Annotated in this window: 26 protein-coding genes and 1 tRNA gene; 18 read left to right on the top strand and 9 right to left on the bottom strand. The window is 65.8% G+C overall.

All coding sequences use genetic code 11. The annotated features are described in order from the left end of the window. Positions 1-69 precede the first annotated feature (69 nt). The 5 genes from G6R31_RS00815 to G6R31_RS00795 all read left to right on the top strand — a co-directional run bounded on the left by G6R31_RS00815 (position 70) and on the right by G6R31_RS00795 (position 4,399). A complete protein-coding gene (locus tag G6R31_RS00815; protein ID WP_017869789.1) occupies positions 70-621 on the top strand; it encodes a gamma carbonic anhydrase family protein in 552 nt (183 codons plus the stop codon). Beyond that, positions 618-2,327, top strand: a complete 1,710-nt coding sequence (locus G6R31_RS00810; protein WP_081608214.1) for a hypothetical protein — start codon at positions 618-620, stop codon at positions 2,325-2,327. The genes G6R31_RS00815 and G6R31_RS00810 overlap by 4 nt, the downstream gene beginning before the upstream one ends. Positions 2,328-2,409: 82 nt before the next feature. Further along, on the top strand, positions 2,410-3,489 hold the full coding sequence (locus tag G6R31_RS00805) for a type III polyketide synthase (protein WP_025566774.1): 1,080 nt from the start codon (positions 2,410-2,412) through the stop codon (positions 3,487-3,489). 45 nt (positions 3,490-3,534) lie between these two features. Beyond that, positions 3,535-3,999 (top strand): rRNA maturation RNase YbeY, encoded by a 465-nt coding sequence (ybeY, locus tag G6R31_RS00800; RefSeq protein ID WP_017869792.1) that lies wholly within the window; start codon positions 3,535-3,537, stop codon positions 3,997-3,999. Next, on the top strand, positions 3,956-4,399 hold the full coding sequence (locus G6R31_RS00795; protein ID WP_017869793.1) for a diacylglycerol kinase: 444 nt from the start codon (positions 3,956-3,958) through the stop codon (positions 4,397-4,399). Before ybeY ends, G6R31_RS00795 begins: the two co-directional genes overlap by 44 nt. Before the next feature lie 36 nt (positions 4,400-4,435). Here the strand turns inward: G6R31_RS00795 and G6R31_RS00790 are convergent, their stop codons facing one another. Next, the gene (locus G6R31_RS00790) at positions 4,436-4,894 is read right to left on the bottom strand and encodes an RrF2 family transcriptional regulator (protein WP_025566769.1); all 459 of its coding nucleotides are present in this window, start codon (positions 4,892-4,894) and stop codon (positions 4,436-4,438) included. A gap of 133 nt (positions 4,895-5,027) precedes the next feature. On the opposite strand from G6R31_RS00790, the gene G6R31_RS00785 reads away from it, so the two are divergent. From G6R31_RS00785 to G6R31_RS00775, 3 genes are all read left to right on the top strand, one after another. Further along, positions 5,028-5,681 (top strand): c-type cytochrome, encoded by a 654-nt coding sequence (locus G6R31_RS00785; RefSeq protein ID WP_017869795.1) that lies wholly within the window; start codon positions 5,028-5,030, stop codon positions 5,679-5,681. Between the two features lie 106 nt (positions 5,682-5,787). Continuing rightward, the gene (gene sppA, locus G6R31_RS00780) at positions 5,788-7,389 is read left to right on the top strand and encodes a signal peptide peptidase SppA (RefSeq protein WP_017869796.1); all 1,602 of its coding nucleotides are present in this window, start codon (positions 5,788-5,790) and stop codon (positions 7,387-7,389) included. A gap of 67 nt (positions 7,390-7,456) precedes the next feature. Continuing rightward, a complete protein-coding gene (locus G6R31_RS00775; RefSeq protein WP_017869797.1) occupies positions 7,457-7,711 on the top strand; it encodes a CBU_0592 family membrane protein in 255 nt (84 codons plus the stop codon). A gap of 25 nt (positions 7,712-7,736) precedes the next feature. Here the strand turns inward: G6R31_RS00775 and G6R31_RS00770 are convergent, their stop codons facing one another. Then, entirely contained in the window at positions 7,737-9,296 is a 1,560-nt protein-coding gene (locus G6R31_RS00770) for a DUF7309 domain-containing protein (protein WP_152423528.1), read from the bottom strand. Positions 9,297-9,510: 214 nt separating this feature from the next. Here G6R31_RS00770 and G6R31_RS00765 point away from each other — a divergent pair, with 214 nt between their 5' ends. Continuing rightward, positions 9,511-10,221, top strand: coding sequence for a plasmid pRiA4b ORF-3 family protein (locus G6R31_RS00765; protein ID WP_017869799.1), 711 nt, complete (start codon positions 9,511-9,513; stop codon positions 10,219-10,221). A gap of 684 nt (positions 10,222-10,905) precedes the next feature. Here G6R31_RS00765 and sufD read toward each other — a convergent pair. The 4 genes from sufD to G6R31_RS00745 all read right to left on the bottom strand — a co-directional run bounded on the left by sufD (position 10,906) and on the right by G6R31_RS00745 (position 14,773). Further along, positions 10,906-12,258 carry a Fe-S cluster assembly protein SufD gene (sufD, locus tag G6R31_RS00760; RefSeq protein WP_017869800.1) on the bottom strand — a complete coding sequence of 451 codons (1,353 nt, stop codon included), beginning with the start codon at positions 12,256-12,258 and terminating at the stop codon, positions 10,906-10,908. A gap of 3 nt (positions 12,259-12,261) precedes the next feature. Next, complete coding sequence (gene sufB, locus G6R31_RS00755; RefSeq protein ID WP_017869801.1) at positions 12,262-13,668, bottom strand: Fe-S cluster assembly protein SufB; 1,407 nt, start codon at positions 13,666-13,668, stop codon at positions 12,262-12,264. A gap of 110 nt (positions 13,669-13,778) precedes the next feature. After that, positions 13,779-14,540 (bottom strand): Fe-S cluster assembly ATPase SufC, encoded by a 762-nt coding sequence (sufC, locus tag G6R31_RS00750; RefSeq protein ID WP_017869802.1) that lies wholly within the window; start codon positions 14,538-14,540, stop codon positions 13,779-13,781. A 148-nt stretch (positions 14,541-14,688) separates the two neighbouring features. Next, a tRNA-Leu gene (locus G6R31_RS00745) sits at positions 14,689-14,773 on the bottom strand. A 292-nt stretch (positions 14,774-15,065) separates the two neighbouring features. Here G6R31_RS00745 and rpsN point away from each other — a divergent pair. The 9 genes from rpsN to G6R31_RS00700 all read left to right on the top strand — a co-directional run bounded on the left by rpsN (position 15,066) and on the right by G6R31_RS00700 (position 20,237). Continuing rightward, a complete protein-coding gene (gene rpsN, locus G6R31_RS00740) occupies positions 15,066-15,335 on the top strand; it encodes a 30S ribosomal protein S14 (RefSeq protein WP_017869803.1) in 270 nt (89 codons plus the stop codon). A gap of 245 nt (positions 15,336-15,580) precedes the next feature. Further along, positions 15,581-15,982, top strand: a complete 402-nt coding sequence (rpsH, locus tag G6R31_RS00735; RefSeq protein WP_017869804.1) for a 30S ribosomal protein S8 — start codon at positions 15,581-15,583, stop codon at positions 15,980-15,982. A gap of 110 nt (positions 15,983-16,092) precedes the next feature. Continuing rightward, positions 16,093-16,650, top strand: a complete 558-nt coding sequence (gene rplF / locus G6R31_RS00730; RefSeq protein ID WP_017869805.1) for a 50S ribosomal protein L6 — start codon at positions 16,093-16,095, stop codon at positions 16,648-16,650. Further along, the gene (gene rplR, locus G6R31_RS00725; protein WP_017869806.1) at positions 16,650-16,994 is read left to right on the top strand and encodes a 50S ribosomal protein L18; all 345 of its coding nucleotides are present in this window, start codon (positions 16,650-16,652) and stop codon (positions 16,992-16,994) included. Before rplF ends, rplR begins: the two co-directional genes overlap by 1 nt. After that, the gene (gene rpsE, locus G6R31_RS00720) at positions 16,984-17,544 is read left to right on the top strand and encodes a 30S ribosomal protein S5 (protein ID WP_026138702.1); all 561 of its coding nucleotides are present in this window, start codon (positions 16,984-16,986) and stop codon (positions 17,542-17,544) included. The genes rplR and rpsE overlap by 11 nt, the downstream gene beginning before the upstream one ends. Continuing rightward, entirely contained in the window at positions 17,541-17,708 is a 168-nt protein-coding gene (gene rpmD, locus G6R31_RS00715; RefSeq protein WP_010888745.1) for a 50S ribosomal protein L30, read from the top strand. The genes rpsE and rpmD overlap by 4 nt, the downstream gene beginning before the upstream one ends. Continuing rightward, positions 17,705-18,175, top strand: a complete 471-nt coding sequence (rplO, locus tag G6R31_RS00710; protein ID WP_017869808.1) for a 50S ribosomal protein L15 — start codon at positions 17,705-17,707, stop codon at positions 18,173-18,175. The genes rpmD and rplO overlap by 4 nt, the downstream gene beginning before the upstream one ends. Next, complete coding sequence (secY, locus tag G6R31_RS00705) at positions 18,175-19,494, top strand: preprotein translocase subunit SecY (RefSeq protein WP_017869809.1); 1,320 nt, start codon at positions 18,175-18,177, stop codon at positions 19,492-19,494. The genes rplO and secY overlap by 1 nt, the downstream gene beginning before the upstream one ends. Positions 19,495-19,646: 152 nt before the next feature. Beyond that, entirely contained in the window at positions 19,647-20,237 is a 591-nt protein-coding gene (locus tag G6R31_RS00700; protein ID WP_017869810.1) for an adenylate kinase, read from the top strand. A 238-nt stretch (positions 20,238-20,475) separates the two neighbouring features. Here the strand turns inward: G6R31_RS00700 and G6R31_RS00695 are convergent, their stop codons facing one another. From G6R31_RS00695 to G6R31_RS00685, 3 genes are read right to left on the bottom strand one after another with little or no spacing between them, the layout of a single operon-like run. Next, positions 20,476-21,186 (bottom strand): ABC transporter ATP-binding protein, encoded by a 711-nt coding sequence (locus G6R31_RS00695; RefSeq protein ID WP_017869811.1) that lies wholly within the window; start codon positions 21,184-21,186, stop codon positions 20,476-20,478. Further along, positions 21,187-21,963, bottom strand: a complete 777-nt coding sequence (locus G6R31_RS00690) for an ABC transporter ATP-binding protein (RefSeq protein ID WP_017869812.1) — start codon at positions 21,961-21,963, stop codon at positions 21,187-21,189. It abuts the gene before it with no gap. After that, positions 21,960-22,898, bottom strand: coding sequence for a branched-chain amino acid ABC transporter permease (locus tag G6R31_RS00685; protein ID WP_017869813.1), 939 nt, complete (start codon positions 22,896-22,898; stop codon positions 21,960-21,962). The genes G6R31_RS00690 and G6R31_RS00685 overlap by 4 nt, the downstream gene beginning before the upstream one ends. Between the last annotated feature and the right edge of the window lies 1 nt (position 22,899).

Raw genomic sequence — 22,899 nt, 5'->3', positions numbered from 1 at the left:
ATCATTTCCGGTGTGGTGGGCTTTTTTGGCCTTCAGGCGCCCGCTCCCACGCCCTGGCCTGGAGGCCCGATGCCGCTGCATACCCTGGACGACCTGACCCCCGACGTTCACCCCACCGCCTTCGTGGCCCCGAGTGCCGACGTGATCGGCCGGGTGAGCGTGGCGGCAGGTGCGAGCGTCTGGTTCGGGGCGGTGCTGCGCGGCGACAGCGAGGCGCTGCGGGTGGGCGAGCGCAGCAACGTGCAGGACGGCGCGGTGCTGCACGCCGACCCCGGCTTTCCCTGCACCCTGCACGAAGACGTGACGGTGGGCCACCGCGCCGTGGTGCATGGCGCGACCTGCGAGGCCGGAAGTCTGGTCGGGATGGGCGCCGTGATGCTCAACGGCTCACGCCTGGGCCGGGGCGCCGTGCTGGGTGCCGGGGCGCTGCTGCCCGAGGGCAAAGAGGTGCCGGACGGCATGCTCGCCGTAGGCACGCCGGCCCGGGTGGTGCGCCCGGTGACGGCGCCCCCCAACGCGGGCAGCTATGTCCGCAACGCCGAGCGCTACCGTGCGGGCCTGCGAACCCTGACCCCGACCGGGCCAGCGGCACCCACCGATCCCGCAGGAGAACCCACATGACAGACCCCCGCCGCCGCAACACGCGGCCTGACCGAATCCAGCCCGACCACGACCAGCCGACTCGCCTTGAAGCCGGCGTTCCGCATTCTGCGGTCACCCCGCATGCCCCGCCCCCTGACGCTCCGGTGCAGATTCGTCCGGTGCGGCGCGGTCAGGTGCCCACCACGTCCATCGAGGCGCTGAGCGGCGCGGTGTCGCCTGCGCCGCGTTCCGAAGAGCCGGTGCAGGTCCGGGCCTACCGTGACTCTGGCCGCTCTGCTCCCGCACTGGGGACAGAGGAGCCGGTGTTACCTGCCCGGCCCCGGTCTGCCCGTGCCCAGCCGCCCCGGGAACAGACGGCCTCCGCGCCCACCCAGCCTGGGCCTGCACCCCGGCCTTCCGGCAGAAAGGTGGTCCCGGAAGCCGCTCCCGATGCCGCTGCCCCCCAGGAAACTGCCCCCCAGGAAGCCGGGACAGCGCCGGTCAGCCCTCGCAGCGGCTGGCTGAGCAGCGCCCTGAACGACTGGCTCAAAGAACCCGACCCCAAGGCGGCGCCTCCTTCACGCCGCGAGCAGGCCGCTTCCCCCGAGGTCCGGCGCGAACCCTCTACGCGCACCCAGGTGATTCAGGCGGCACCTCAGGAAGGGCCACTGACCCCCACCAGCGATGACCGCGCCCTGCCGCGCACCCTGCAAGAAGCCCTGGCTTCCGACATGCTGCCCGACCTGCCGGTCGAACTGCTCGAGCGGCTCTGGGCGCAGGAAGAGGAGGCAGAAAGGGCACGTCCGCAGGACGCGGAACCCGCTGCACTGTCCCCTGAACCCGCCCGCCCGGAGGCCAGGCCGGAGCCGACGACCCCCGCACCGGCCCCCCGCGTCCCGCTTCAAGCGGTGCCCACGTCCCTGCCCGAACCGGCGCTTCCCCTCAGACCCATGCCGGAGGACGCGCACGCCGTCGTGCCCACCTTGCAGCCGATGTTTCCGGGCGCCGCGCCCTTCCTGGCCCGGTTCCTGCCGCTGAGCGCCCCGCTGCAACTGGGCCTGAGCAACCGCTTTTGCGACCTGCACGCCTTCCTGAAGTACCTGCACGAACTGAGCTGGTACGGCTACCTGCACGTCTCGGTGGGCGACCTCAGCACCTACGCGCTGGTCTACGAGGGCCGGGTGGTGGCCGCCGCCGCCGTCAACGCCACCGGCGAGCAGGCGCTGGGCGAGCTGTTGTCGCTCTACGAGCAGGGCGCCACGATGGCGACCTATCCCCTGCCGCCCACCTACGCGCACGTGCTGAGCGGCGTCGGGTCGCGGGCCTGGAAATTCGACCTGAACGAGGACTTCACCGGGCTGTATGTCCACCCGGACGGCGCCCTGTTCTACTCGCGCGGCGAGGTGGTCGCCGCCATGCCCGCCGGACTGCCCTACGAGGGGGCTTTTCCCGCACCCTTGCGGCCCCAGACGTTGATTTTGCCGCGTTCCTTCGCGGGCTGGGCGCACCGCATCTACGTGCCCACCCTGCGCGGACGCGACGCCAACAACCCGATTACCAGCGTCTACCACGGCTTCCGGGAAAAGTACGGCTCGGCGGGCGCCCAGCTCATCCGGGCGCTGGGCGAAGGGCAGACCCCCGCCGAGTACGCCGTGCGGGCCGACATGGCGCTGCACGACCTCGAACCGCTGCTGCAGGAACTGACGCAGGGCGGGTTTCTCAAGGAGCAGGGCAAGGACACCTGAACGCCTGCTCCCCTCAGGGCAAAGTCCGCTCTAAGGGGCGTTTGCGCTCCGGGTCACGGTGCGCGGGGCGGGCAGGCGCAGAATGCCGCCTATGAATGCCCCCTCTTCCCCGGTTCTCCGCTCTCTGGTGACGGGGACCCCACCCCACAGCGCCCTCCAGAGCGAGGTTCAGGCCGCCGCCCGGACCCTCTTTCCGCGTATGAGCGAGCGGCGTCAGATGCTCGACGTGTTCGCCAACGCGCAAATCGAGCGCCGCGCCCTCTCCCGGCCGCTGGAGTGGTATCTGGAACCGCGCGGCTTTGCCGAGAAAAATGCCGTGTTTCTGGAAGAGGCCCGCACCCTGATCGTCCGGCTGTCGCGCGAGGCGCTGCGGCAGGCCGAGCTGTCCCCCGCCGACGTGGACGCGGTGGTGGTGGTCAACACCTCCGGCCTGAGCACGCCCAGTCTGGACGCCTTCCTGATCGGGGCGCTGGGTATCAACCCCCACGCCGCCCGGCTGCCGATCTGGGGCCTGGGCTGCGCGGGTGGGGCAAGCGGACTGGCCCGCGCCGCCGATCTGGTGCGGGCCGGATACCGGCGGGTGCTGTACGTGGCCGTGGAGCTGTGCAGCCTGACGTTGGTCAGGGGCGACGAGTCCAAGAGCAATTTCGTGGGCACGGCCCTTTTTGCCGACGGCGGCGCGGCGCTGGTCGTCACGGCGCCCGAGGTGCCCGGCCCCCCGCCGCTGCTGTCGCTGCACGGCGCGTTTTCGACCCTGATCGAGGACAGCGAGGACATCATGGGCTGGGACGTGGTGGACGACGGCCTCAAGGTCCGGTTTTCCCGCGACATTCCGACCCTGGTCCACTCCATGATGCGTGAGAACGTGGCGCAGGCCCTCGCTGCCCAGGGCTGGACGCGGGAGGACGTGCAGACCTTCGTGGTCCACCCCGGCGGCGTGAAGGTGGTCGCCGCCTACGAACAGGCGCTGGGCCTGCCGGACGGTGCGCTGGACAGCAGCCGCGCCGTGCTGCGCGAGTACGGCAACATGAGCAGCGCCACCGTGCTGTTCGTGCTGGCCGAGGTGCTGCGACAGCGTCCCCAGGGCCGGGGCCTGCTGAGCGCGATGGGACCGGGCTTCAGCGCCGAGCATGTGCTGCTCGACTTCGCTCCCCAGGCGTAGTTCGGCGTTTGCCCCCACTTCGCTGCGCCCTCTACACTCCCCCCCATGATTGACCTGATCGCCCGCAAACGTCCCCCGGCTGGCCTGCGTCCGGCGCTGCGGGCCAGCCTCACGGCGGCCATGCGGCATTTCGGCGTGGAGGAGCGCGAGGTGACGGTGGTGCTGGTCGGTGACCGCGAAATCCGCTCGCTCAAACTGGAACACTGGGGCGAAGACGCCGCCACCGACGTGCTGAGTTTTCCGACCTGGGAACCGGGCGACCCCTTCATGCCGCCGCACCTGGGCGACATCATCATCAGCCTCGACACGGCGCAGAGACAGGCCGACAGCCGGGGCCACAGCCTGACCCACGAGGTGGCGCTGCTCGCCAGTCACGGCCTGACCCATCTCGTCGGCCACGACCACCCCCACGCCGAGGGGCTGGGCTTCGAGGAAGGGGCGACGGGCGCGGAGTGGCAGGTCTTTCATGACGCCTGGGCCGCTGCGCGCTCGGCGCTGCCTGCCGGGTGAGGCGGTGAACTCGGCGGGGTCGGCCCTCTCCTGGAAGCGCTGGCGGCGCTCGGCGGGGTTCGCCTGGGCGGGCGTGACGCACGCTTACCGCACCCAGCCCAACTTCCGCATCGAAACCTGGGCGGCGGCGCTGGCCGCGCTGCTGGCCCTGTGGCTGCGGGCGCCGCTGGCCCCGGTCGCGCTGGCCTGCGCCCTGGTGCTGGCGCTGGAACTGGTCAACACGGCGCTCGAAGCCGTGGTCGATCTGGTCAGCCCCGAGCGTCACCCGCTGGCAAAGGTGGCGAAAGACGCCGCCGCCGCCGCCGTGCTTCTCGCCAGCCTGGGCGCCCTGCTTGTGGGCCTGAGCACCCTGGGACCGCCGCTGTGGGCGTGGCTGCGGGGGCTGCCCGGGGTCGGCTGACCACAGACGCCAGAGTCAGCCGGAGAGACGGCGGGGTCAGAGGCCGGGCGCGTACTGCCCTTCGATCTGCACCAGTCGGGCGTGTTCGCTGCGCTCACTCTCGGCAATCAGGTCGGCCAGCGTCGTGCCGCCGAGGACCTCCCGCAGCGCCGCGTCCACGCGAAACCACAGGTTCTGGGTGCCGCACACCGACTGGCTGCCGCACACATGGTCGTCTTCCACGCAGGACACGGGGGCGATGCTGCCTTCCAGCGCCGTGACCACGTCGTAGGCGTTGATGGCCGAGGCGGGACGGGCGAGGCGGTACCCGCCGTGGGCGCCGCGCACGCTGCGCACGAAGCCCGCGCGGCGCAGGTTGCTGGCAATCTGTTCCAGGTAATGCTGACTCAGGCCCTGGCGCTCGGCAACGTCCTTGAGGGGCACCGCTTCACCCGAGCGGCGACCGATTTCAACCAGTGCCCGCAGGCCGTACTGAGCTTTGGTGGACACCCACATACAGGCCATTCTACCGCCCCCGTGCCCGGGCAAACGTAGGCTTTTCCTGTGGGGAAACGGGACAGGACGGAAGCACCCAAATGGCCGCTGAGCGCGGGCAAACGCCCCCTGACCGTGTGGTAGCCTGCGGCATATGAAGAACACCTTCGCCGTCACCATGACGCTGCTGCTGGCGCTGACCATCGGCGGGTCCTACGCGGGCTACCGCATTGCCACCACGCCGCATCACGAAGGGAGCGCCGCCGGGCACGAAAAAGGCGGCGAAAAGGCCACCGATGCGACGCACGCCGGGCAGCCCGGCAGTGAGGACAGCACCGCCGAGACCAGCCAGGACCACACCACCACCGAGAGCGCCGAGGCCGGTGCCCAGCCGGGCGAACCCAACCCCGAGGCCAACACCGACACCAGCGAGGCGACCGACGGCGTCAACAACGCGGGCAGCACTGCCGACGGCAACGACAACGAACCCGGAACCACCGGCAACACCCCCGAGAACATGGCCGCCGCGCAGCCCGACAACAACAAGGCGAGCGCGGGCGGCGACGTGACGGCGGGCCAGGAGAAGTACGCGGCGACCTGCGCGGGCTGCCACGGGGCGAACGCCGAAGGGGGCGTGGGACCGGCCCTCGCCGCCGTCAAGGACTGGAGCCTGGAAGACTTCAGCGTGTCTCTGCGCCAGGGCCGCACTCCCGAAAAGACCCTCAGCCCGGTGATGCCGCGCTTCGTGGCAACCCAGGTCAGCGACCAGGACATCGCCAACATCCACGAGTACCTCAAGGGCCTCTGAGCTTCTCCCTCACTTTCCGGTTTCCCCGCCTCCGATGTGGAGGCGGGGAAATCTTTTTGAGCTGTCGCCCGGAACTTTTCGCCTCCGGCCCGCGTACCCTCTGACGATGAACATTCCTTTCCTCGGCAACCTGCTCGACCTGCCCGCAGGCGTGACCCGTCCGACCTGGGTGGTGCTGGACGTGACCGGAACCTACCCGGAGCGTCAGCCGACCCAGCCGCTGGCCGCGCTGCTGAACAAGGCCGACACCATCGAAGCGCTGAGTGCCAAGGCGGAAAAACTGGCAGAGGCCGACTGGCTGCACGGCGTCCTGGTCAGAATCCATGAATTTGCGGCGGCCCCGGCGACTGCCCACGCTGTCCGCGAGATTCTGCGCCGCCTGAGCGAAAAGAAGCGCACGGTGGCTTACGTCCCGCAACTCACGATGACCGCCCTGATTGCCGCGAGTGGCGCGAAGGAAATCGCCGCGCCCGAGTCGGCAGATGTGCTGCTCGGCGGTTTCGCCCTCGAAACCACGTTCATGGGCGCTTTTCTCAAGAAGCACGGCATCGAGTTCGAGAACCTGCGCATCAGGGAGTACAAGGCGGCGCTGACCCGCTTCTCGCAGGACCACATGGACGACGCCAACCGCGAGCAGCTCGCCGCTTACGTGAGCGGCCTGGAAGCGGCCTGGGCCACCGACCTCGCTCAGGGACGCGGGGTGAGCGAGGCCGAGGCGCTGGCGTGGCTCGGCGCGGGGCTGACCTCGGCGCAGGGGGCGGCGGAAGCGGGCCTGATCGACAAGGTGGCCTACGAGGACGAGCTGATCGGCCCCGGCACCCGGCCTCTGGCGGCGGTGCTCGACCTGCTGATGCCCAAGAAGCCCAGCAACCCCAAAGCAGGCAAGGTGGCGGTGGTCCCGGTGGTCGGCGGCATCGTGACCGGGAAGAGCAAGAACAACCCCCTCCCCCTTCCGCTGCTCGGCGGACCGATGGCGGGGGCCGATACGGTGGTCGCGGCCCTGAAGCACGCCAGGGAGGACAGGGCGACCAAGGCCATCGTGGTCTATGTCAACAGCGGCGGCGGATCGGCGCTGGCCTCCGACCTGATCTGGCGCGAAATCGCCACCAGCGAAAAGCCCGTGGTGGTGGTCATGGGCGAGTACGCGGCGAGCGGCGGCTACTATCTGGCGACCCACGCCGACAAGATCGTGGCGAGTCCCTACACCCTGACCGGCAGCATCGGCGTGGTGAGCGGCAAGCCCGTGACCCAGGAATTCAACCAGCGTCAGGGCTTCCGGCCCGAGCGGGTAGGCCGTGACCGCGCCCTGATGTACAGCCCCAGCCGCCCCTACACCGACGAGGAACGGGCGCACATCGAAAAGGGCATCGAGGAAGTGTACGGGCGTTTCATCAGCCGCGTGGCCGAAGGCCGTGACCTGAGCCAGGAGCGCGTGGACGAACTCGGACGCGGGCGCATCTGGTCGGGCCACGACGCGCTGGAGCTGGGGCTGGTCGACGAACTCGGCGACCTGCACCGGGGCCTGGAACTCGCCCGCGAACTGGCCGACCTGCCCGCCGACGCCCCCACCTGGAACGCCACGCCGAAAAAGCAGGGGCCGTTCCCCGAATTCGTGGAAGAAGCGGCGCAGGCCGCGCAGGTCGGCGTGTGGCCCTTTGGCCGGGAGCGCGTGCTGACCTGGTTCGACCAGGACGTGAAGGTACGCTGATACGCTGAGCCGCAGGCCGCGCCGGGGTGCTCACCATGCTTACGCTCCGGCGTGCTGAGGTAGAGAGATGCTCAGCGACAACGCCATTCAGTTGATTTCCATTCTCGGGGCCGTGCAGATTCTGGCGGCCTATGTCCTGGGACAGATGGGCCGGATGCAGGTCGGCAGCCGCCCCTACAGCCTGCTGAATTTCGTGGGCAGCGGTTTGCTGGCCTTCGTGGCCGTGCTGGAGGTCAACTGGGGGTTCATCCTGCTTGAGGGCGTCTGGGCGCTGGTCAGCCTGGCGGCGCTGCTGTGGCCCAGACGCTTCGGGGGGCACTGAATTTCGTTTCATACGGGTCTGGACTTCACTCCAGCCAGCGCATCGCCACCCCTTTCTCCTCGACTACCGCGTCCTGCATGGGGCCGTCTACCTGCGCGATGTCCAGCGGAGTGTGCTGGTCGTCGTCGCCAAAGCGGTTCATCATGTCCAGCACATACACGGTTTCCCGCTGCGAAAGTGCCAGCACCTGCGCCAGCGTGGGGGCCATTTCATTGCGGCTGTAGCAAAAAAGTTGCGTGGGTTCCCCGCCGACCTCCACCAGGCGATAGAGCCAGTCGGGGAGGTCGTAGTTCAGGCTGGTGCGGTCAGATTGTGTCCACTTCGCCACGTCCAGCTTGGTCTGCCAGAGTCGCTGGAACTGTTTTCCGCTGAACACCTTGCCCAGCAGCGTGTCGCCTTGGGCCACGATTTCCAGCGTCAGGGCTTTCTTTTCGCGGTACTCTACGCGGCGGTCACGCACCTTGATGCGCACCCGAATCCAGGCCTGGGCCTCGGCGGGGGACAGTTCGTCGCGGGCAGTGCCAGGGTAGCTGACGCGCAGGGACGCCGTTTTGCGCTTGAACGAGGTGACGTAGTCGCGCCGCGCGGCGGGGGCGTTCTCCGCCAGCAGCTTCAGCAGGGCCGTCACCATCGGCAGCGGGTGACGCGGAGCCAGCGAACCCTCTATGCCGATGCGCTGTTGGACTCCACCCGACCACTTTTCACGCTTTTCGCGGGTCAGGCGGTGCTCTTGCATGAAGTCCCAGTCCTCATCCGAAAGCTCAGCGCCAGAGTGGGCCAGATTGACCGCTTCGCGCCCACCCTGGGCGACCACGGCTGCCATCATTTCACTGCTGCTGCCTGCCAGCGCGACTTCCAGATAATCCGTCCAGCAGTCGAACAGCGACAGCCCGAATTCCTGATTGTTGTGGCCCATGACCACGGCATACAGGCTATGGAGTTGCCCCTGGTCGTCTTGCCACTGCACGAACATGGGACGGTCATCCAGCCAGTTCCACGGCCTGGCCTTCATAAAACCGTCGAAGGCAGCCAGCACCTCCTTCGCTTCCTCTGGGGTGTGGCCCTGCAAAAAGGGCACGGTCTGTCTCGCGCCACCATTCGCCATGGCCAGCGCAAACTGTTGGGCGGCCTGACGCACCATGGCGTCCAGGTCGGGTGGCACGCCCATGTTGACCTGAATGCTTGCCTCGCGCAGCAGGTTGCCCCAGGTGAAGGCCAGTTGAGTGTCGTTGACCAGGAATTGCGCGGGGACATAGGCTTCCCAGGCGTTGTCCCCCTCGCCCTGGCCCATGCCCATGCTTTCCACCACGAAGCGCAACAGCTCTTCGGCGTTTTCCAGCGGCTGAAACAGCAGTGGCTCCGGGCTGTCGGGGCAGACCACCAGCGAGAGCAGCGCCTCCGACTCGCCTAAGCTCACCGGATGCGTGACCACCAGCCAGCTTTCGGGGCGGCGCGGCAGGTCTTCGAGTTCGCCCGCGATGTACCCAGCGGTCATTTCAGGCGGCGCAAATCCCATGAACATCTGCTGAATAGCCTCGGCCAGTTCGGGCGGCATTCCAGCGGGCTGGGTGCGTTTTTTAGGCATGGTTTCAGGATAATGGGAATTGGCCTTCTGGTACGGATTCCGATTGAACCTGGTCGTTTCAGATTCAATCCGACTTGCAAAGCTGCGCAGCAGAGCGGATGCGAGTAGGAAAAAATACGGATTCCGCGATATGGATGCACAGGCGGCGCCTTCCCAACTGTACAGGCCCGACTGTGCAGGAACGAAGCGGAATCCGTATGGCATAAACTGGGCTATGGCTCCTCAGCAAAAAGGAATGTGCCATGCCTGCGGGTATCTCGGCACCAAGGCCAGCATGACCGAACATCAGGCCAGTTGTCAGCAGCGGCAGACCGCCTCTGGCAAATCCCGCGAGGTGTTCCGGCTGCGCGTATCGGGCGGCGGCCCGTTCTGGCTGGACATCGAAGCGGCAGCCGATGCCAAACTGGACGATCTAGACGGCTTTCTGCGCGGCATCTGGCTGGAATGTTGCGGCCACCTCAGCGAATTCACGATTGGCCCCGAACCCGACTGGGCCGACGACCTCTGGGAAGCCAAGCCCAAGCCCAAAAAGGGCAAGAAGGCCGCGCCTAAGCTGTCTGAATTGCTGAGCGTGGGCCAGAAATTCGGCTACACCTACGACATGGGCAGCTCCACCGACCTGGAATTGACCGTACAGGCGCAGGAAATGGCCTGCGGAACAGAAAAAGTCGCGCTGCTGGCTCGTAACCTGCCGCCCGTATGGAAGTGCAGCGAGTGTGATCAGCCTGCCACCGTGCTCAACAGTTGGGAATACGACGAAGAAACGGGCCTACCCCTGATGTACTGCGACATTCACGCCGAGGAAGTGGACGAGGACACACTGCTCCCCGTGGTCAACAGCCCCCGCATGGGCGTATGCGGCTACGAGGGCGGCAACATGGACGAGTGGCCGCCAGCGGACGGGCAAGGGACAGCAAAAGAGTGACTCTCCGTCTCAATTCCACCGACTTCTGGCGATGGGCATACTCCGATTTTCTGTCCAATGCCCTGCGTGGCGTTCTGGCCGAATACATCGTGGCACAAGCCGCAGGTTGTACCCATCGTGCCCGCACCGAGTGGGACGCCTACGACTTATACGGATTCCGATTGAATCCAGCAGATTTCTGGATTCAATCCGACTGAAAGGAGTAGGAAAAGATACGGATTCCGCGATATGGATGCACAGGCGGTGTAGTTCCGACTGTGCAGGAATTTAGCGGAATCCGTATTACTGACCGACGACGGTATCAGAATTGAGGTCAAGTCTGCGGCCTATCTGCAAAGCTGGGAGCAGGAAAGGCCCAGCGAAATCCGCTTTGGTATCGGCCTCAAGCGCGGCTGGGATGCCACGACAAACTCGCAAACCAACGTTCCTGGCCGCGCTGCCGACCTCTACGTGTTCTGTTTATTCCACGAGCAGGCACGTGAACAGGCCGACCCGCTGAACCTGCATCAGTGGACTTTCTGGGTTTGCCCAACGAGCGTATTGAACGAACGATTTCCCAGGCAGAAAACCATCGGATTGGCCGCGCTGGAACGTCTGGGCTTGCCTCGGGTCGGTTTCGCTGCGCTGGCTCAACAGATTGAAGCGGCCAGCCTCCGCAGAAGCTGACCGCCACAGGCTAACGGCTCAGGCCGCCCCGACCTTCTCGGCAATGATGCCTTCGATGTACTTCACGACGCTCTGAAGCGGCACGCGGCTCAGCACGTCTTCCAGGAAGGCCGTGACCAGCATCTTCTCGGCCAGCTCCTTGCTGATGCCGCGCGAACGCAGGAAGAACAGGGCTTCCTGATCCACCGGGCCAGTGGTGCTGCCGTGGCTGCAACGCACGTCGTTGGCATTGATTTCGAGCTGCGGCACGCTGAAGTTGCGGGCCTCGCTGCTCAGCATCAGCGTGCGGTGCTTCTGGTAGGCGTCGGTCTTCTGGGCGTTCAGGTCCACCTTGATCATGCCGCTGAACACGCCCACAGACTCGTCGCTGTTCACGCCCTTGTACAGCAGGTCGCTGTGCGCGTGCGCGGCGGCGTGGTGCTGCAGGGTGTAGTGGTCAAAGTGCTGGTCTTCCGAGGCAAAATACAGCGCCAGCATCTCGGAATCCGCGCCCTGACCTCGCAGGTAGCTCTGCATCTCGGTGCGGCTCAGCGTCCCGCCCATCGTCACGACCAGGCTGTTCAGCGTGCCGTCGCGCTCCACGTCGCCGCGCTGACGCTGGATGTGGGTCACGCCCTTGCCCCAGTTCTGGATGGAGACGTAACGCAGACGCGCGCCCGACTTGACAACCAGTTCCACCGCGCCGATGGCGTAGGTGCTGGGGAGCTCCTCACTGTCCTGCTCGTCGATGAACGTGACCTGGCTGTTTTCCTCGGCCACGACCAGCGTGCGGGTCGCGGTGTACGTCCCGGCCTCGCTCATCACGCGGAAGGAGCCGAGGGGCAACTCCACTTCCACGCCGCGCGGCACGTACACGAACGCGCCGTTTGTCCACAGGGCCGCCGCCAGCGCCGAGAACTTGCCCTCGCTGGGGTCGGGCGACTTGCTCGGCGTGGTACCGGGGGCCGCAATGGTGGTGTCGTCGGGCACTTCGGCGGGCACGACCGAATAGAGGTACTGCTGCACCTTATCGGCGTGCTGCTCCACCGCCGTTTTCAGGTCGGTGAAAATCACGCCCTTCGCGGTCAGGTCGGCGGGCAGTTCGGTGCGGTACACCACGTCCGGCCCGTCGAACACCAGGAACGCCCCGGCATCGGTGCTGCTCAGGCGCTTTTGCACGCTCTGGGGCAGCTTGGCCTTGTCGCTGATGCTCTCGCGCTTGGGGTGGGGTTGCAGCGCGTCGAAATCCACGTCCACGCGGGTGTATTTCCAGGCTTCCACGCCCTCGCTGGGCACGTCCAGCGACGTGAACAGGTCAAGCGATTCCTGGCGCTTGGCGGTCAGCCACTCGGGGCCGCCCGTCTGTTGCAACTGTTCGGTGAATTTGGTCATGGATTACCCGACGCTCCCTTCCATCTCAAGCTCAATCAGGCGGTTCAGCTCCACCGCGTATTCAAGCGGCAGTTCCTTGGCAATCGGCTCAATGAAGCCGCGCACGATCAGGCCCGCCGCTTCGTCTTCGCTCAGGCCCCGGCTTTGCAGGTACAGGATCTGCTCGTCGTTGATTTTGGACACCGTGGCTTCGTGGCCCACGCTGGCGTCTTTTTCTTCAATCTCGATGTAGGGGTAAGTGTCGGTGCGGGCTTCTTCATCCAGCAGCAGCGCGTCACATTCCACGTTGGTCTTGCTGCCCTTCGCGCCTTCGTAGATCTTCACGAGGCCACGGTAAGAGCTGCGGCCCGAGTCCTTGGAAATGCTCTTGGACACGATCGTGCCGCTGGTGTGCGGGGCGAAGTGGACGATTTTCGCGCCCGCGTCCTGGTGCTGCCCGCGTCCGGCCATGGCGATGCTCAGCACCTCGCCCCGTGCGCCTTCTTCGAGGAGGTAGCAGGCGGGGTACTTCATGGTCACCTTGCTGCCCAGGTTGCCGTCCACCCACTCCATCACGCCATTGCCATACACGGCGGCGCGCTGGGTCACCAGGTTGTAGACGTTGTGGCTCCAGTTCTGAATGGTGGAGTAGCGGAAGCGTGCGCCTTCCTTCACCACGATCTCGATCACGCCGGAGTGGAAGGAGTCGGCGTTGTAGGCGGGCGCGGTGCAGCCCTCGATGTAGTGGGCCTGCGCGCCCTCATCGATGATGATGAGGGTGCGCTCGAACTGGCCGCTGCTCTCGGCGTTGATGCGGAAGTACGTCTGGAGGGGAATATCCACCTTGACGCCCTTGGGCACGTACACGAACGAGCCGCCCGACCACACCGCCGAGTTGACCGCCGCGAACTTGTTGTCCTCGGGCGGCACGATGGTGGCGAAGTGCTCGCGGAACAGGTCGGGGTACTGGCGCATGCCGTCCTCGATGGACAGGAACACCACGCCGAGCTTCTCCCACTCCTCTTTGAGGTTGTGGTACACCATTTCACTCTCGTACTGCGCGCCCACGCCGGCCAGCGCAGCGCGTTCGGCCTCGGGGATGCCCAGGCGCTCGAAGGTGACTTTCACGTCCTCGGGCACGTCATCCCACGAGCGGGCGTTGAAGCCTTCGGGCTTGATGTAGTAGTAGATCTCGTCGAGGTTCAGGCCGCTCAGGTCAGCGCCCCAGGTGGGCATGGGCTTGCTGTAGAAGATCTCCAGCGCCTTGAGGCGGAAGTCCAGCATCCACTGCGGCTCGTCCTTGGCCTTGCTGATCATCTCCACGACTTCGCGGCTCAGGCCCTTGGGCGCCTTGATGGCGTACTTTTCGGGGTTGCTCCAGCCGTACTCGTACTCTTTGTTGATCTGACTTGCTTCGGGATTGACAGTCATTTGGACTCCTTGAAAGGTGCAGAAGGCGGAAGGCCAGAGGCAGAAGGCAAAGATGCTAAAGCCGAAGCATTAGATGGCCTTTTGCCATCTGCTTTCAGCCTTCTGCGTTTTTAAGCCGTCGCCAGCTCTTTCACCCAGTCGTAGCCTTCGGCGTCCAGCTTCTTGGCCAGCTCGGGGCCGCCCGACTCGACGACGCGACCGTTCACGATGATGTGAACCTGGTCGGGAACGATGTAGTCCAGCAGGCGCTGGTAGTGGGTGATGATGAGGCCGCCCAGGTTCTCGCCGCGCATGGAGTTCACGCCCTTGGCGACGATCTTGAGCGCGTCCACGTCCAGGCCCGAGTCGGTCTCGTCCATGATGATGTAGTTGGGTTCCAGCATCAGCATTTGAAGGATTTCGTTGCGCTTCTTCTCGCCGCCCGACATCCCTTCGTTCAGGTAGCGCTCCACGATGCTTTCGTCCCATTCCAGTACGTCCAGGGCCTTCTTCAGCTTGCCGTAGAACTCGGTAAAGCTGACCTCTTCACCCTCACCTTTGCGGGCCTGCATCGCCAGGCGCAGGAAGTTGGCGATGGTCACGCCGGGAATCTCGACCGGGTACTGGAAGGCCAGGAACACGCCGAGGCGGGCGCGTTCGTCGGGTTCCATTTCCAGGATGTTCTGGCCGTCCACCAGCACTTCGCCCTCGGTGACGGTGTACTCGGGGTCACCGACGATCACCTTGGCGAGGGTGCTCTTGCCGTTGCCGTTCGGCCCCATGATGGCGTGCAGTTCGCCGCGCGGCACCACGAGGTTGATGCCCTTGAGAATCTCCTTGTCGCCGACGGTGGCGTGCAGGTTGCGGATTTCGATCTGGTGAGGTTGGGTCATAGCGGCTCCTTCAGCGAGAATTCTTTTTGAGAATGGTTCTCAACTTCCTCCGCCATTTTATCGGGCGCGCGGTCTAAAGTCGAGTAAGCTGGTGAGGATTCCGCGGGAAAGCCAAAAGAAAAACCCCAGCATTTCTGCTGGAGTCTTCTGGTGCCGAGGATGGGATTTGAACCCACACACCTCGCGGCGCTAGTCCCTGAAACTAGTGCGTCTACCAATTCCGCCACCTCGGCATGGTCTTTCGCTGCTCACTTTCGCGCTCAGCGCGTTTCAGGCTCAGTTAATTTACTCAGCGCTTCGAAATCTGTCAAGGGGTCCACCGCGGGGGCTGGGGGCAGGCGCACCGGAACAGCGGCCCAGGCACACTTTGCAGGTCATAGACGGCCCGCGCGCGGTCTGCTATCATCCCTATTTGTGCATCTTCCCTGTGAACTCTTCACGGGGTGACTGGTTGGAAGATGCGGCTGCGACTCGGAGACATCCGCGCAGCTTCCAGGCGGACTTTCCCCGCCAAGGAGAAAAAGCATGGCGAACAAGAGCAAGCTTGCCAAGCAGAAGCAGCGCGAAAAGACGGTGGCCAAGTACGCCGCCAAGCGCGCTGAACTCAAGGCTGCGGGCGACTACTACGGCCTGAGCCAGCTGCCGCGCGACGCCAGCCCCACCCGGCTGCACAACCGCTGCGAGTTCACGGGCCGTCCCCGTGGCTACGTCCGGTTTTTCGGCGTGAGCCGCATCGTGCTGCGCGAAATGGCCCACCGCGGCGAACTGCCCGGCGTCAAGAAAGCCAGCTGGTAAGGTCCGTCCTCTGAGTTCCGGCCCCGTGCCGGTCCCTGTCCGTGCCCTGCCGGATACGAACCACCCGACAAGCCGTGGTCATCGTCCGGAACTGGGAACAAGCCCAACAGAAGAAGCGTGGCGCGGTCACCGACTGTTCCGCCCATTTTCGAGAGGGAAGCCTGACCCGAAGTCGCCCGCAAGGGCCGATACCCGGGCCAATTGCGGGGCACTTTTGCCCCCGCCAACATGCCCCTGGAGGCATCATGTTGAGTGATCCCATCGCAGATATGCTGACGCGCATCCGCAACGCGACGCGCACGCATAAGGAAACCGTGGACATCCCGGCTTCCAAGTTCAAGGAAGAACTCGCCAAGCTGCTCGTACGCGAAGGCTACGTTCAGAGCGTTGAGCGCACCCGTCCCGAAGGCCAGAAGTTCGACGTGCTGCGCGTGACCCTCAAGTACGGTGACAAGCGCGAGCAGGTCATCAAGCACATCGAGCGCATCAGCCGCCCTGGCCGCCGCGCTTATGTCAGCGCCGAGAACCTGCCCCGCATTCAGCGCGGCCTGGGTGTGGCTGTGGTGTCCACCAGCAAGGGCCTGCTGCCTGACCGTGAAGCCCGCCAGCAAGGTGTGGGCGGCGAAGTCATCTGCGTCCTCTGGTAATTCCAGGACGCACCTGCCCAGACCGCACCTGTCCAGAATGTTCCTGGCAGGACGCTTAGACCTGACCCCGCCTGCCTGAGCAGCGCGGCTTAAGGAAGAAGGAGGACAAGATGTCCCGTATCGGTAGACAACCCATCGCCGTGCCCAGCGGCGTGACCGTGAACGCCCAGGACGGCGTGTTCAGCGTCAAGGGTCCCAAAGGTGAGCTGACGGTTCCCTACAACACGGAACTCAGCATCAAGCAAGACGGCGATCAGCTGATCGTCGAGCGTCCCAGCGACGCCCAGAAGCACCGCGCCCTGCACGGCCTGACCCGCACCCTGGTCGCCAACGCCGTGAAAGGTGTGAGCGACGGCTACACCATCAACCTCGAACTGCGTGGCGTGGGTTTCCGTGCCAAGCTCGCGGGCAAGGCGCTCGAACTGACCATCGGTTACAGCCACCCCGTCGTGATCGACCCCCCCGCGGGCGTGACCTTCGCTGTGCCCGAGCCGACCCGCATCGACGTGAGCGGCATCGACAAGCAGCTCGTCGGTCAGGTTGCGGCCAACGTCCGCAAGGTGCGTAAACCCGACGCCTACCACGGCAAGGGTGTGCGTTTCGTCGGCGAACAGATCTCGCTCAAGGCCGGTAAAGCTGGTGCGACCGGCGGGAAAGGGAAGAAATAATGGCCACCGCTACGACCATCCGTCGCAAGCTGCGGACCCGCCGCAAGGTACGCACGACCACTGTCGCCAGTGGCCGCCCGCGCCTGAGCGTCTACCGTTCCAGCAAGCACATCTACGCCCAGATCATCGACGACAGCCAGGGCCAGACCCTCGCTGCCGCCAGCAGCGCCGCCCTGAAGTCGGGCAACAAGACCGACACCGCCGCCGCTGTGGGCAAGGCACTCGCCCAGGCCGCCCAGGAAAAGGGCATCAAGCAGGTTGTTTTTGACCGTGGTTCGTACAAGTACCACGGACGCGTGAAGGCGCTGGCTGACGCCGCGCGGGAGGGTGGCCTTGACTTCTAACCGTCGCAACGACCGTATGGAGAGCAGCGAGTTCGAAGAGAAGATGCTCTTCGTCAACCGCACCTCCAAGACCTACCAGGGCGGGCGCCGCTTCCGCTTCGCCGCCCTCGTGATCCTCGGCGACCGCAACGGTCGCGTGGGCATGGGCATCGGCAAGGCCAAGGAAGTGCCGGTCGCTATCGAAAAGGCGAAAGCCGTGGCCCGCAAGAACATGATCACCGTGCCCGTGGAAAACGGCACCATTCCCCACGAAATCGTGGGCGAAAACAGCACCAGCCGCGTGCTGCTCAAGCCCGCAGGCCCCGGTACCGGCGTGATCGCGGGCACCGTGCCCCGCTCGATCGCCGAACTTGCCGGCATCACCAACATGCTGTCCAAGGAACTCGGCAGCCGCAACAAGGTGAACGTCGCCTACGCCGTGTTCGACGGCTTCAAGAACCTGCGCACCGCCAAGCAGGTCCGTGCTCTGCGCGGCACCGAAGCGCCCATGGGCCGCAGCGCTGCCAGCGAAGCCAGTGAGGGTCAGGCGGCGATGGGAGGTACCCAGTGAAGATCAAACTCGTGCGCAGCGTGATCGGTCGCCCTGGCAATCAGGTCAAGACCGTTCAGGCGCTGGGCCTCAGGAAAATCGGCGACAGCCGTGAAGTCAGCGACACCCCCGCCGTGCGCGGGATGGTCAAGACCGTCAAGCATCTGCTGGAGGTGCAGGAATGAAGCTCCACGACCTCAAGCCCACCCCCGGCAGCCGGAAGGACCGCAAGCGCGTGGGCCGTGGCCCCGGCGGCACCGACAAGACCGCCGGCCGTGGTCACAAGGGCCAGAAATCCCGCTCGGGTGCTGGCAAGGGCGCGTTCTTCGAGGGTGGCCGCAGCCGCCTGATCGCCCGCCTGCCCAAGCGCGGTTTCAACAACGTGGGCACCACCTACGAAGTCGTCAAGCTCTCGCAGCTTCAGGACATCGAGGAAACCACGTTCGACCGCGACATGCTGGAGGCCTACCGCCTCGTGCGCCGCAAGAACCGTCCCGTCAAGCTGCTCGCCAGTGGTGAGATCAGCCGCGCCGTGACCGTTCACGTGGACGCCGCCAGCGCCGCCGCCGTGAGGGCCGTCGAGGCCGCCGGTGGCCGGGTCGTCCTGCCCGAAGTCCAGACCCAGCCAGACGACGCTCAGAAGGCGGAGTAATGCTCCGCGCCTTCCGCGACGCTTTCCGGATTCCGGATCTTCAGCGGAAGATCGTCTTCACCCTGCTGCTGCTCGCCATCTACCGCCTGGGAAGCGCCATTCCCACCCCAGGTGTCAACAGCGCCGCCCTGAGTCAAGCGAACTCGGGCGGCCTGTTTGGGTTGATCAGCATGATTTCGGGGGGCAATCTTTCGCAGTTCTCGATCTTCGCGCTTGGCGTGTTGCCCTACATCACGGCGAGCATCGTGATTCAGCTGCTGACGACCACCATTCCTGCCCTGGAAAAGCTCTCCAAGGAAGGCGAGGAAGGGCGCAAGAAGATCAACCAGTACACCCGGTACGCGGCGGTGGGCCTGGGGGCTGTGCAGGCGCTGTTCTTCTCGCTCTACATCACCAGCAATCCGTCGTTCGTGGCGGTGGGCTGGGACCCCGGCGTCTTCACGGTGCTGGTCATGGTGCTGACCCAGGTGGCCGGCATCGCCTTCACCATGTGGATCGGTGAGCGCATCACCGAAGTCGGCGTCGGCAACGGCATCAGCCTGATCATCACGTCGGGCATCATCGCGGTGTATCCGCGTGAAATCGCGGCCACCGCCGAGCTGCTGCGCAGCGAGCAGACCAGCCTGCTGAGCATCCTGGCTTTCTTTGCCGTGATCGTGGCGACCATTGCCGGCATCGTCTACGTCTATCAGGCCGAGCGCCGGGTGCCCGTTACCTACGCCCGCGCCCGGGGCGGGGCCGCCGGTCAGGCACGCGGGGCCGGTCAGGCCACCTGGCTGCCCATCAAGGTCAACCAGGCCGGCGTGATTCCGGTGATCTTCGCCAGCGCCATGCTGATCCTTCCCAACCTGATCGCCAGCGCCACCGCGACCCGCGCCCCGGAAGTCAACGCCTGGATCAACTCCAACCTCACCTTCGGCCAGCCGCTGTATCTGGCGCTGGAATCGCTGCTGATCTTCGGGTTCACGTACCTGTACAACAGCGTGCAGTTCGACCCCAAGCGCATTTCCGAGCAGCTGCGCGAAGCGGGCGGGTTCATCCCCGGTGTGCGTCCGGGCGGCCCGACCGCCGAGTTCCTGGGGCGCATCAGTGGTCGCCTGAGTCTGTGGGGCGCGATCTTTCTGGTGCTGCTGACGGTGTTGCCGCAGATCGTGCAGCGGGCCAGCGGCATCACCACCTTCCAGTTCAGCGGCACCGGCCTGCTGATCATCGTGGGGGTGGCGCTCGAAACCCTCAAGCAGCTCGAGGCCCAGCTCACGGTGCGCCGTTACGACGGCTTCATCAGCAAGAGCCGCCTGCGTGAGCGCCGCAACAACTGAGTCCGGCTGTGCCGAGACCGCTCTCCTGACGGGGGGCGGTTTTTTGTGGCCGCTTCCTGCCTGGCACGGCGCGAGTTGCAACCTGATCTGGGCAGCGGGACGCCGGAAATGGACGGAGCCTTTATTCTGTATCTCACGGAGGACAAACACCCATGACACACAACAACAAGGTCGTGATTTTTCTCGGCCCCCCCGGCGCAGGCAAGGGCACCCAGGCGGCGCGGCTGGCGCAGGAACAGAGCCTCGTGCAGCTCAGCACCGGCGACATTCTGCGTGACCATGTGGCCCGGGGCACCGAACTCGGCCTCAAAGCAGGGCCGCTGATGGAAGCCGGACAACTCGTTCCCGACGACCTCTTGATCGCGCTGATTCGTGACCGGCTGGCCGACATGGAGCCGGTGCGGGTGATTTTCGACGGCTTTCCCCGCACCCAGGCCCAGGCCGAGGCCCTCGACCTGCTGCTGGAGGAACTGGGCGCCCCGGTGAGCGCCGTGCCGCTGCTGGAAGTGCCGGATCAGGTGCTGATCGACCGCATCGTGGAGCGTGGGCGTCAGGCGGTGGCCGAGGGCCGCGCCCCCCGTGCCGACGACAACGAGGAAACGGCCCGCAAGCGCCAGCTCGTCTACCGGGAGCAGACCCAGCCGCTGATCGACCACTACGCCCGGCGCGGTCACCTGTACACGGTGGATGGCCTGGGCACCCCGGACGAAGTGTACGAGCGGATTCTCAGCGGCGTGCACTGAGCCGCCTGCACTGATACGGGACCGAATAGAGCAAGGGAAGAGGGCGGAGGCACGCAGCACTCCGCCCTCTTCCCTGCTCCGGTTATACGGATTCCGATTGAATCTAGTAGTTTCAGATTCAATCCGACTTGCAAAGCTGCGCAGCAGAGCGGATGCGAGTAGGAAAAAATACGGATTCCGCGATATGGATGCACAGGCGGCGCTTTCCCGACTGTGCAGGAATTAAGCGGAATCCGTATTATCCCCCCAAGTAAGCGTGCAGCACCCGCTCGTCGTCCACGAGTTCGCTGCTGATGCCGCTGAAGGTCAGTTGCCCCGCTTCCAGCACGTAGGTGCGGTGGCTGGCGTTCATGGCGAGCTTGGCGTTTTGTTCGACGAGCAAAATGGTCATGCCCTGTTCGTTGAGTTCGCGGATAATGGTGAAAATCTCGCGCACGATGAGTGGCGCCAGCCCCAGCGAGGGTTCGTCGAGCAGCAGCAGCCTGGGGCGGCTCATCAGGGCGCGGGCGATGGCAAGCATCTGCTGCTCCCCGCCCGAGAGGGTGCCCGCGAGCTGGGCACGGCGCTCGCCGAGGCGGGGAAAACGCTCGTACATCTGCCGCAGGTCGGCCTGTACCCCGGCCCGGTCTCCGCGCACGTAGGCGCCGAGTTCGAGGTTGTCTTCCACACTCTGCCGCGCCAGCACCTGCCGTCCCTCAGGACTCTGCGCGACGCCGAGCTTGACCGCTTCGTCGGGCGGCAGGCGGGTGATGTCGCGCCCGGCGAAACGAATGGTGCCCGACACGGGGCGAAGCATCCGCGACACGGCCCGCAGCGTGGTGGTCTTGCCCGCGCCGTTGGCCCCGATCAGGGTGACCACTTCTCCCTCGCCGACTTCCAGGCTCAGGCCGCGCACCGCCTGAATCGCGCCGTAGTTGACGCTCAGGTTCTCGATTTCCAGCAGTGCCATCTACTCGCCTCCCAGATACGCTTCGATCACCTTCGGATCGCGCTGCACGCTCGCCGGGTCACCGATGGCGATCAGCTGTCCGAAATTCAGCACCGCCACCCGGTCACACAGGCCCATCACCAGCGGCACATGGTGCTCGATCAGCAGCACCGTCAGGTCGAAGCGGTCACGCACCTCGCGGATGAAGGCCGTCAGCTGTCCCTTTTCCGAGGTGTTCATGCCCGCCGCCGGTTCGTCGAGCAGCAGGATGCGCGGCTCGGTCGCCAGGGCGCGGGCGATTTCCAGTTTGCGCTGGTCGCCGTAGCTGAAGTTGGCGGCGAGTTCGCCCGCCCGGTCACTCAGGCCCACGAGGTCGAGCAGTTCCCAGGCGCGGCGCTCGGCCTGCCGCTCCTCGGCCTGCGCGGTGCCGAACACGCCCTGCCACAGGCCGGCGCGGGTCTGGCGGTGCGTCGCCACCTTCACGTTGTCCAGCGCCGAGAGGCCCCGGAACAGCCGGATGTTCTGAAAAGTGCGGCTGATGCCCAGTCCCGCCACCCGGTGCGGCGGCAGGCCGGTGACCGTCTGCCCGCGTGAAGTCAGCGTGCCGCTGCTCGGCGGGGTCAGGCCGGTCATCAGGTTGAACAGCGTGGTCTTGCCTGCTCCGTTCGGCCCGATCAGCCCGAAAATCTCGCCCTCGCGCACGTCAAAGGACACGTCGTTCACCGCCACCAGGCCGCCGAAGCGCCGCGTCATGTGGCGGGCTTCGAGCACGACGGGGCGCTCGCCCGGCGCGGTCATGGTCGGCCCTCCGCTGCCGTCACGGGCGGCAGGTCTGCGGGGCGGCGCGGCGGCGCGGGACGGCGCCAGCGTTCGAACGCCCCCACGATGCCCTGCGGCAGATACAGGCTGGCGACCACCAGCACCAGACCGTTGATGACCAGGCGCCAGTCGGCCAGAAAGCGCAGCACTTCCGGCACGGCGGTCAGCAGTGCCCCGCCCACCACCGGCCCCCACAGGTGGCGCGAGCCGCCGATCAGCACGAAGGCGAGAACCGCGATCGAGGCGTCGAAGGTGCCCTGCTTGGCGTTCCAGGTGTTGAGAAACGGCGCACTCATCGCGCCGACGATGCCCGCCAGCACCGCGCCGATCACGAAGGCCAGCACCTTGTAGTGGGTGGGGTTGATGCCCATCGCGTCGGCGGCGAGTTCGTCTTCCCGGATGGCGTGAAAGGCCCGGCCCACCCGCGAACGCGACAGTTGACGGGTAAACAGCAGGGTCAGCAGCAGCAGCGGCCCGAACAGCCACAGGTACTGAAGGGGCCGCTCGAACCCGAAGGCCTGCGGAATGGCGAAGATGCCGATGGCCCCCCCGGTGACCTTGAGGTTGAGCGCCAGCGTCTGCATGATCTGCACGAAGGCGATGGTGGCGAGCGCGAGGTAGATGCCGCGCAACCGCAGCGCCGGAAGCCCCAGCACCAGGCCCAGCACGCCCGAAAGCAGCGCCGCCACCAGCCAGGTCAGCGGAAACATGCCGTTTCCAAGCGTTTCACGCAGGCCCGAGAACGCCGGATTGGTCAGCAAAATGGCCGCCACGTAGCCGCCCAGAGCATAAAAGCCGGGGGTGGCGAGGCTGAGCTGCCCGGCCTGCAACGGAAAGTACAGACTCAGGCCCAGCAGTCCGGCCTGCACCATCATCACGATGAGCGAACCGTAGGTGGAAAAGAAGTCGTTCATG

This window comes from Deinococcus wulumuqiensis R12 (assembly GCF_011067105.1).
Classification (GTDB): Bacteria; Deinococcota; Deinococci; order Deinococcales; family Deinococcaceae; genus Deinococcus; species Deinococcus wulumuqiensis.
This window is presented reverse-complemented; position numbering and strand designations above follow the sequence as displayed.

Coding starts and splice junctions, on each gene's coding strand:
- rpsN (WP_017869803.1), top strand. CDS start 15,066: ATGGCGAACAAGAGCAAGCTTGCCAAGCAGAAGCAGCGCGAAAAGACG.
- G6R31_RS00795 (WP_017869793.1), top strand. CDS start 3,956: ATGACGCCTGGGCCGCTGCGCGCTCGGCGCTGCCTGCCGGGTGAGGCG.
- sufC (WP_017869802.1), bottom strand. CDS start 14,540: ATGACCCAACCTCACCAGATCGAAATCCGCAACCTGCACGCCACCGTC.
- secY (WP_017869809.1), top strand. CDS start 18,175: ATGCTCCGCGCCTTCCGCGACGCTTTCCGGATTCCGGATCTTCAGCGG.
- sufB (WP_017869801.1), bottom strand. CDS start 13,668: ATGACTGTCAATCCCGAAGCAAGTCAGATCAACAAAGAGTACGAGTAC.
- G6R31_RS00810 (WP_081608214.1), top strand. CDS start 618: ATGACAGACCCCCGCCGCCGCAACACGCGGCCTGACCGAATCCAGCCC.
- G6R31_RS00765 (WP_017869799.1), top strand. CDS start 9,511: ATGGCTCCTCAGCAAAAAGGAATGTGCCATGCCTGCGGGTATCTCGGC.
- G6R31_RS00685 (WP_017869813.1), bottom strand. CDS start 22,898: ATGAACGACTTCTTTTCCACCTACGGTTCGCTCATCGTGATGATGGTG.
- sufD (WP_017869800.1), bottom strand. CDS start 12,258: ATGACCAAATTCACCGAACAGTTGCAACAGACGGGCGGCCCCGAGTGG.
- G6R31_RS00815 (WP_017869789.1), top strand. CDS start 70: ATGCCGCTGCATACCCTGGACGACCTGACCCCCGACGTTCACCCCACC.
- rplF (WP_017869805.1), top strand. CDS start 16,093: ATGTCCCGTATCGGTAGACAACCCATCGCCGTGCCCAGCGGCGTGACC.
- ybeY (WP_017869792.1), top strand. CDS start 3,535: ATGATTGACCTGATCGCCCGCAAACGTCCCCCGGCTGGCCTGCGTCCG.
- rplO (WP_017869808.1), top strand. CDS start 17,705: ATGAAGCTCCACGACCTCAAGCCCACCCCCGGCAGCCGGAAGGACCGC.
- G6R31_RS00690 (WP_017869812.1), bottom strand. CDS start 21,963: ATGACCGCGCCGGGCGAGCGCCCCGTCGTGCTCGAAGCCCGCCACATG.
- G6R31_RS00805 (WP_025566774.1), top strand. CDS start 2,410: ATGCCGCCTATGAATGCCCCCTCTTCCCCGGTTCTCCGCTCTCTGGTG.
- G6R31_RS00790 (WP_025566769.1), bottom strand. CDS start 4,894: ATGTGGGTGTCCACCAAAGCTCAGTACGGCCTGCGGGCACTGGTTGAA.
- G6R31_RS00770 (WP_152423528.1), bottom strand. CDS start 9,296: ATGCCTAAAAAACGCACCCAGCCCGCTGGAATGCCGCCCGAACTGGCC.
- G6R31_RS00695 (WP_017869811.1), bottom strand. CDS start 21,186: ATGGCACTGCTGGAAATCGAGAACCTGAGCGTCAACTACGGCGCGATT.
- rpsH (WP_017869804.1), top strand. CDS start 15,581: ATGTTGAGTGATCCCATCGCAGATATGCTGACGCGCATCCGCAACGCG.
- G6R31_RS00775 (WP_017869797.1), top strand. CDS start 7,457: ATGCTCAGCGACAACGCCATTCAGTTGATTTCCATTCTCGGGGCCGTG.
- sppA (WP_017869796.1), top strand. CDS start 5,788: ATGAACATTCCTTTCCTCGGCAACCTGCTCGACCTGCCCGCAGGCGTG.
- G6R31_RS00785 (WP_017869795.1), top strand. CDS start 5,028: ATGAAGAACACCTTCGCCGTCACCATGACGCTGCTGCTGGCGCTGACC.
- rplR (WP_017869806.1), top strand. CDS start 16,650: ATGGCCACCGCTACGACCATCCGTCGCAAGCTGCGGACCCGCCGCAAG.
- G6R31_RS00700 (WP_017869810.1), top strand. CDS start 19,647: ATGACACACAACAACAAGGTCGTGATTTTTCTCGGCCCCCCCGGCGCA.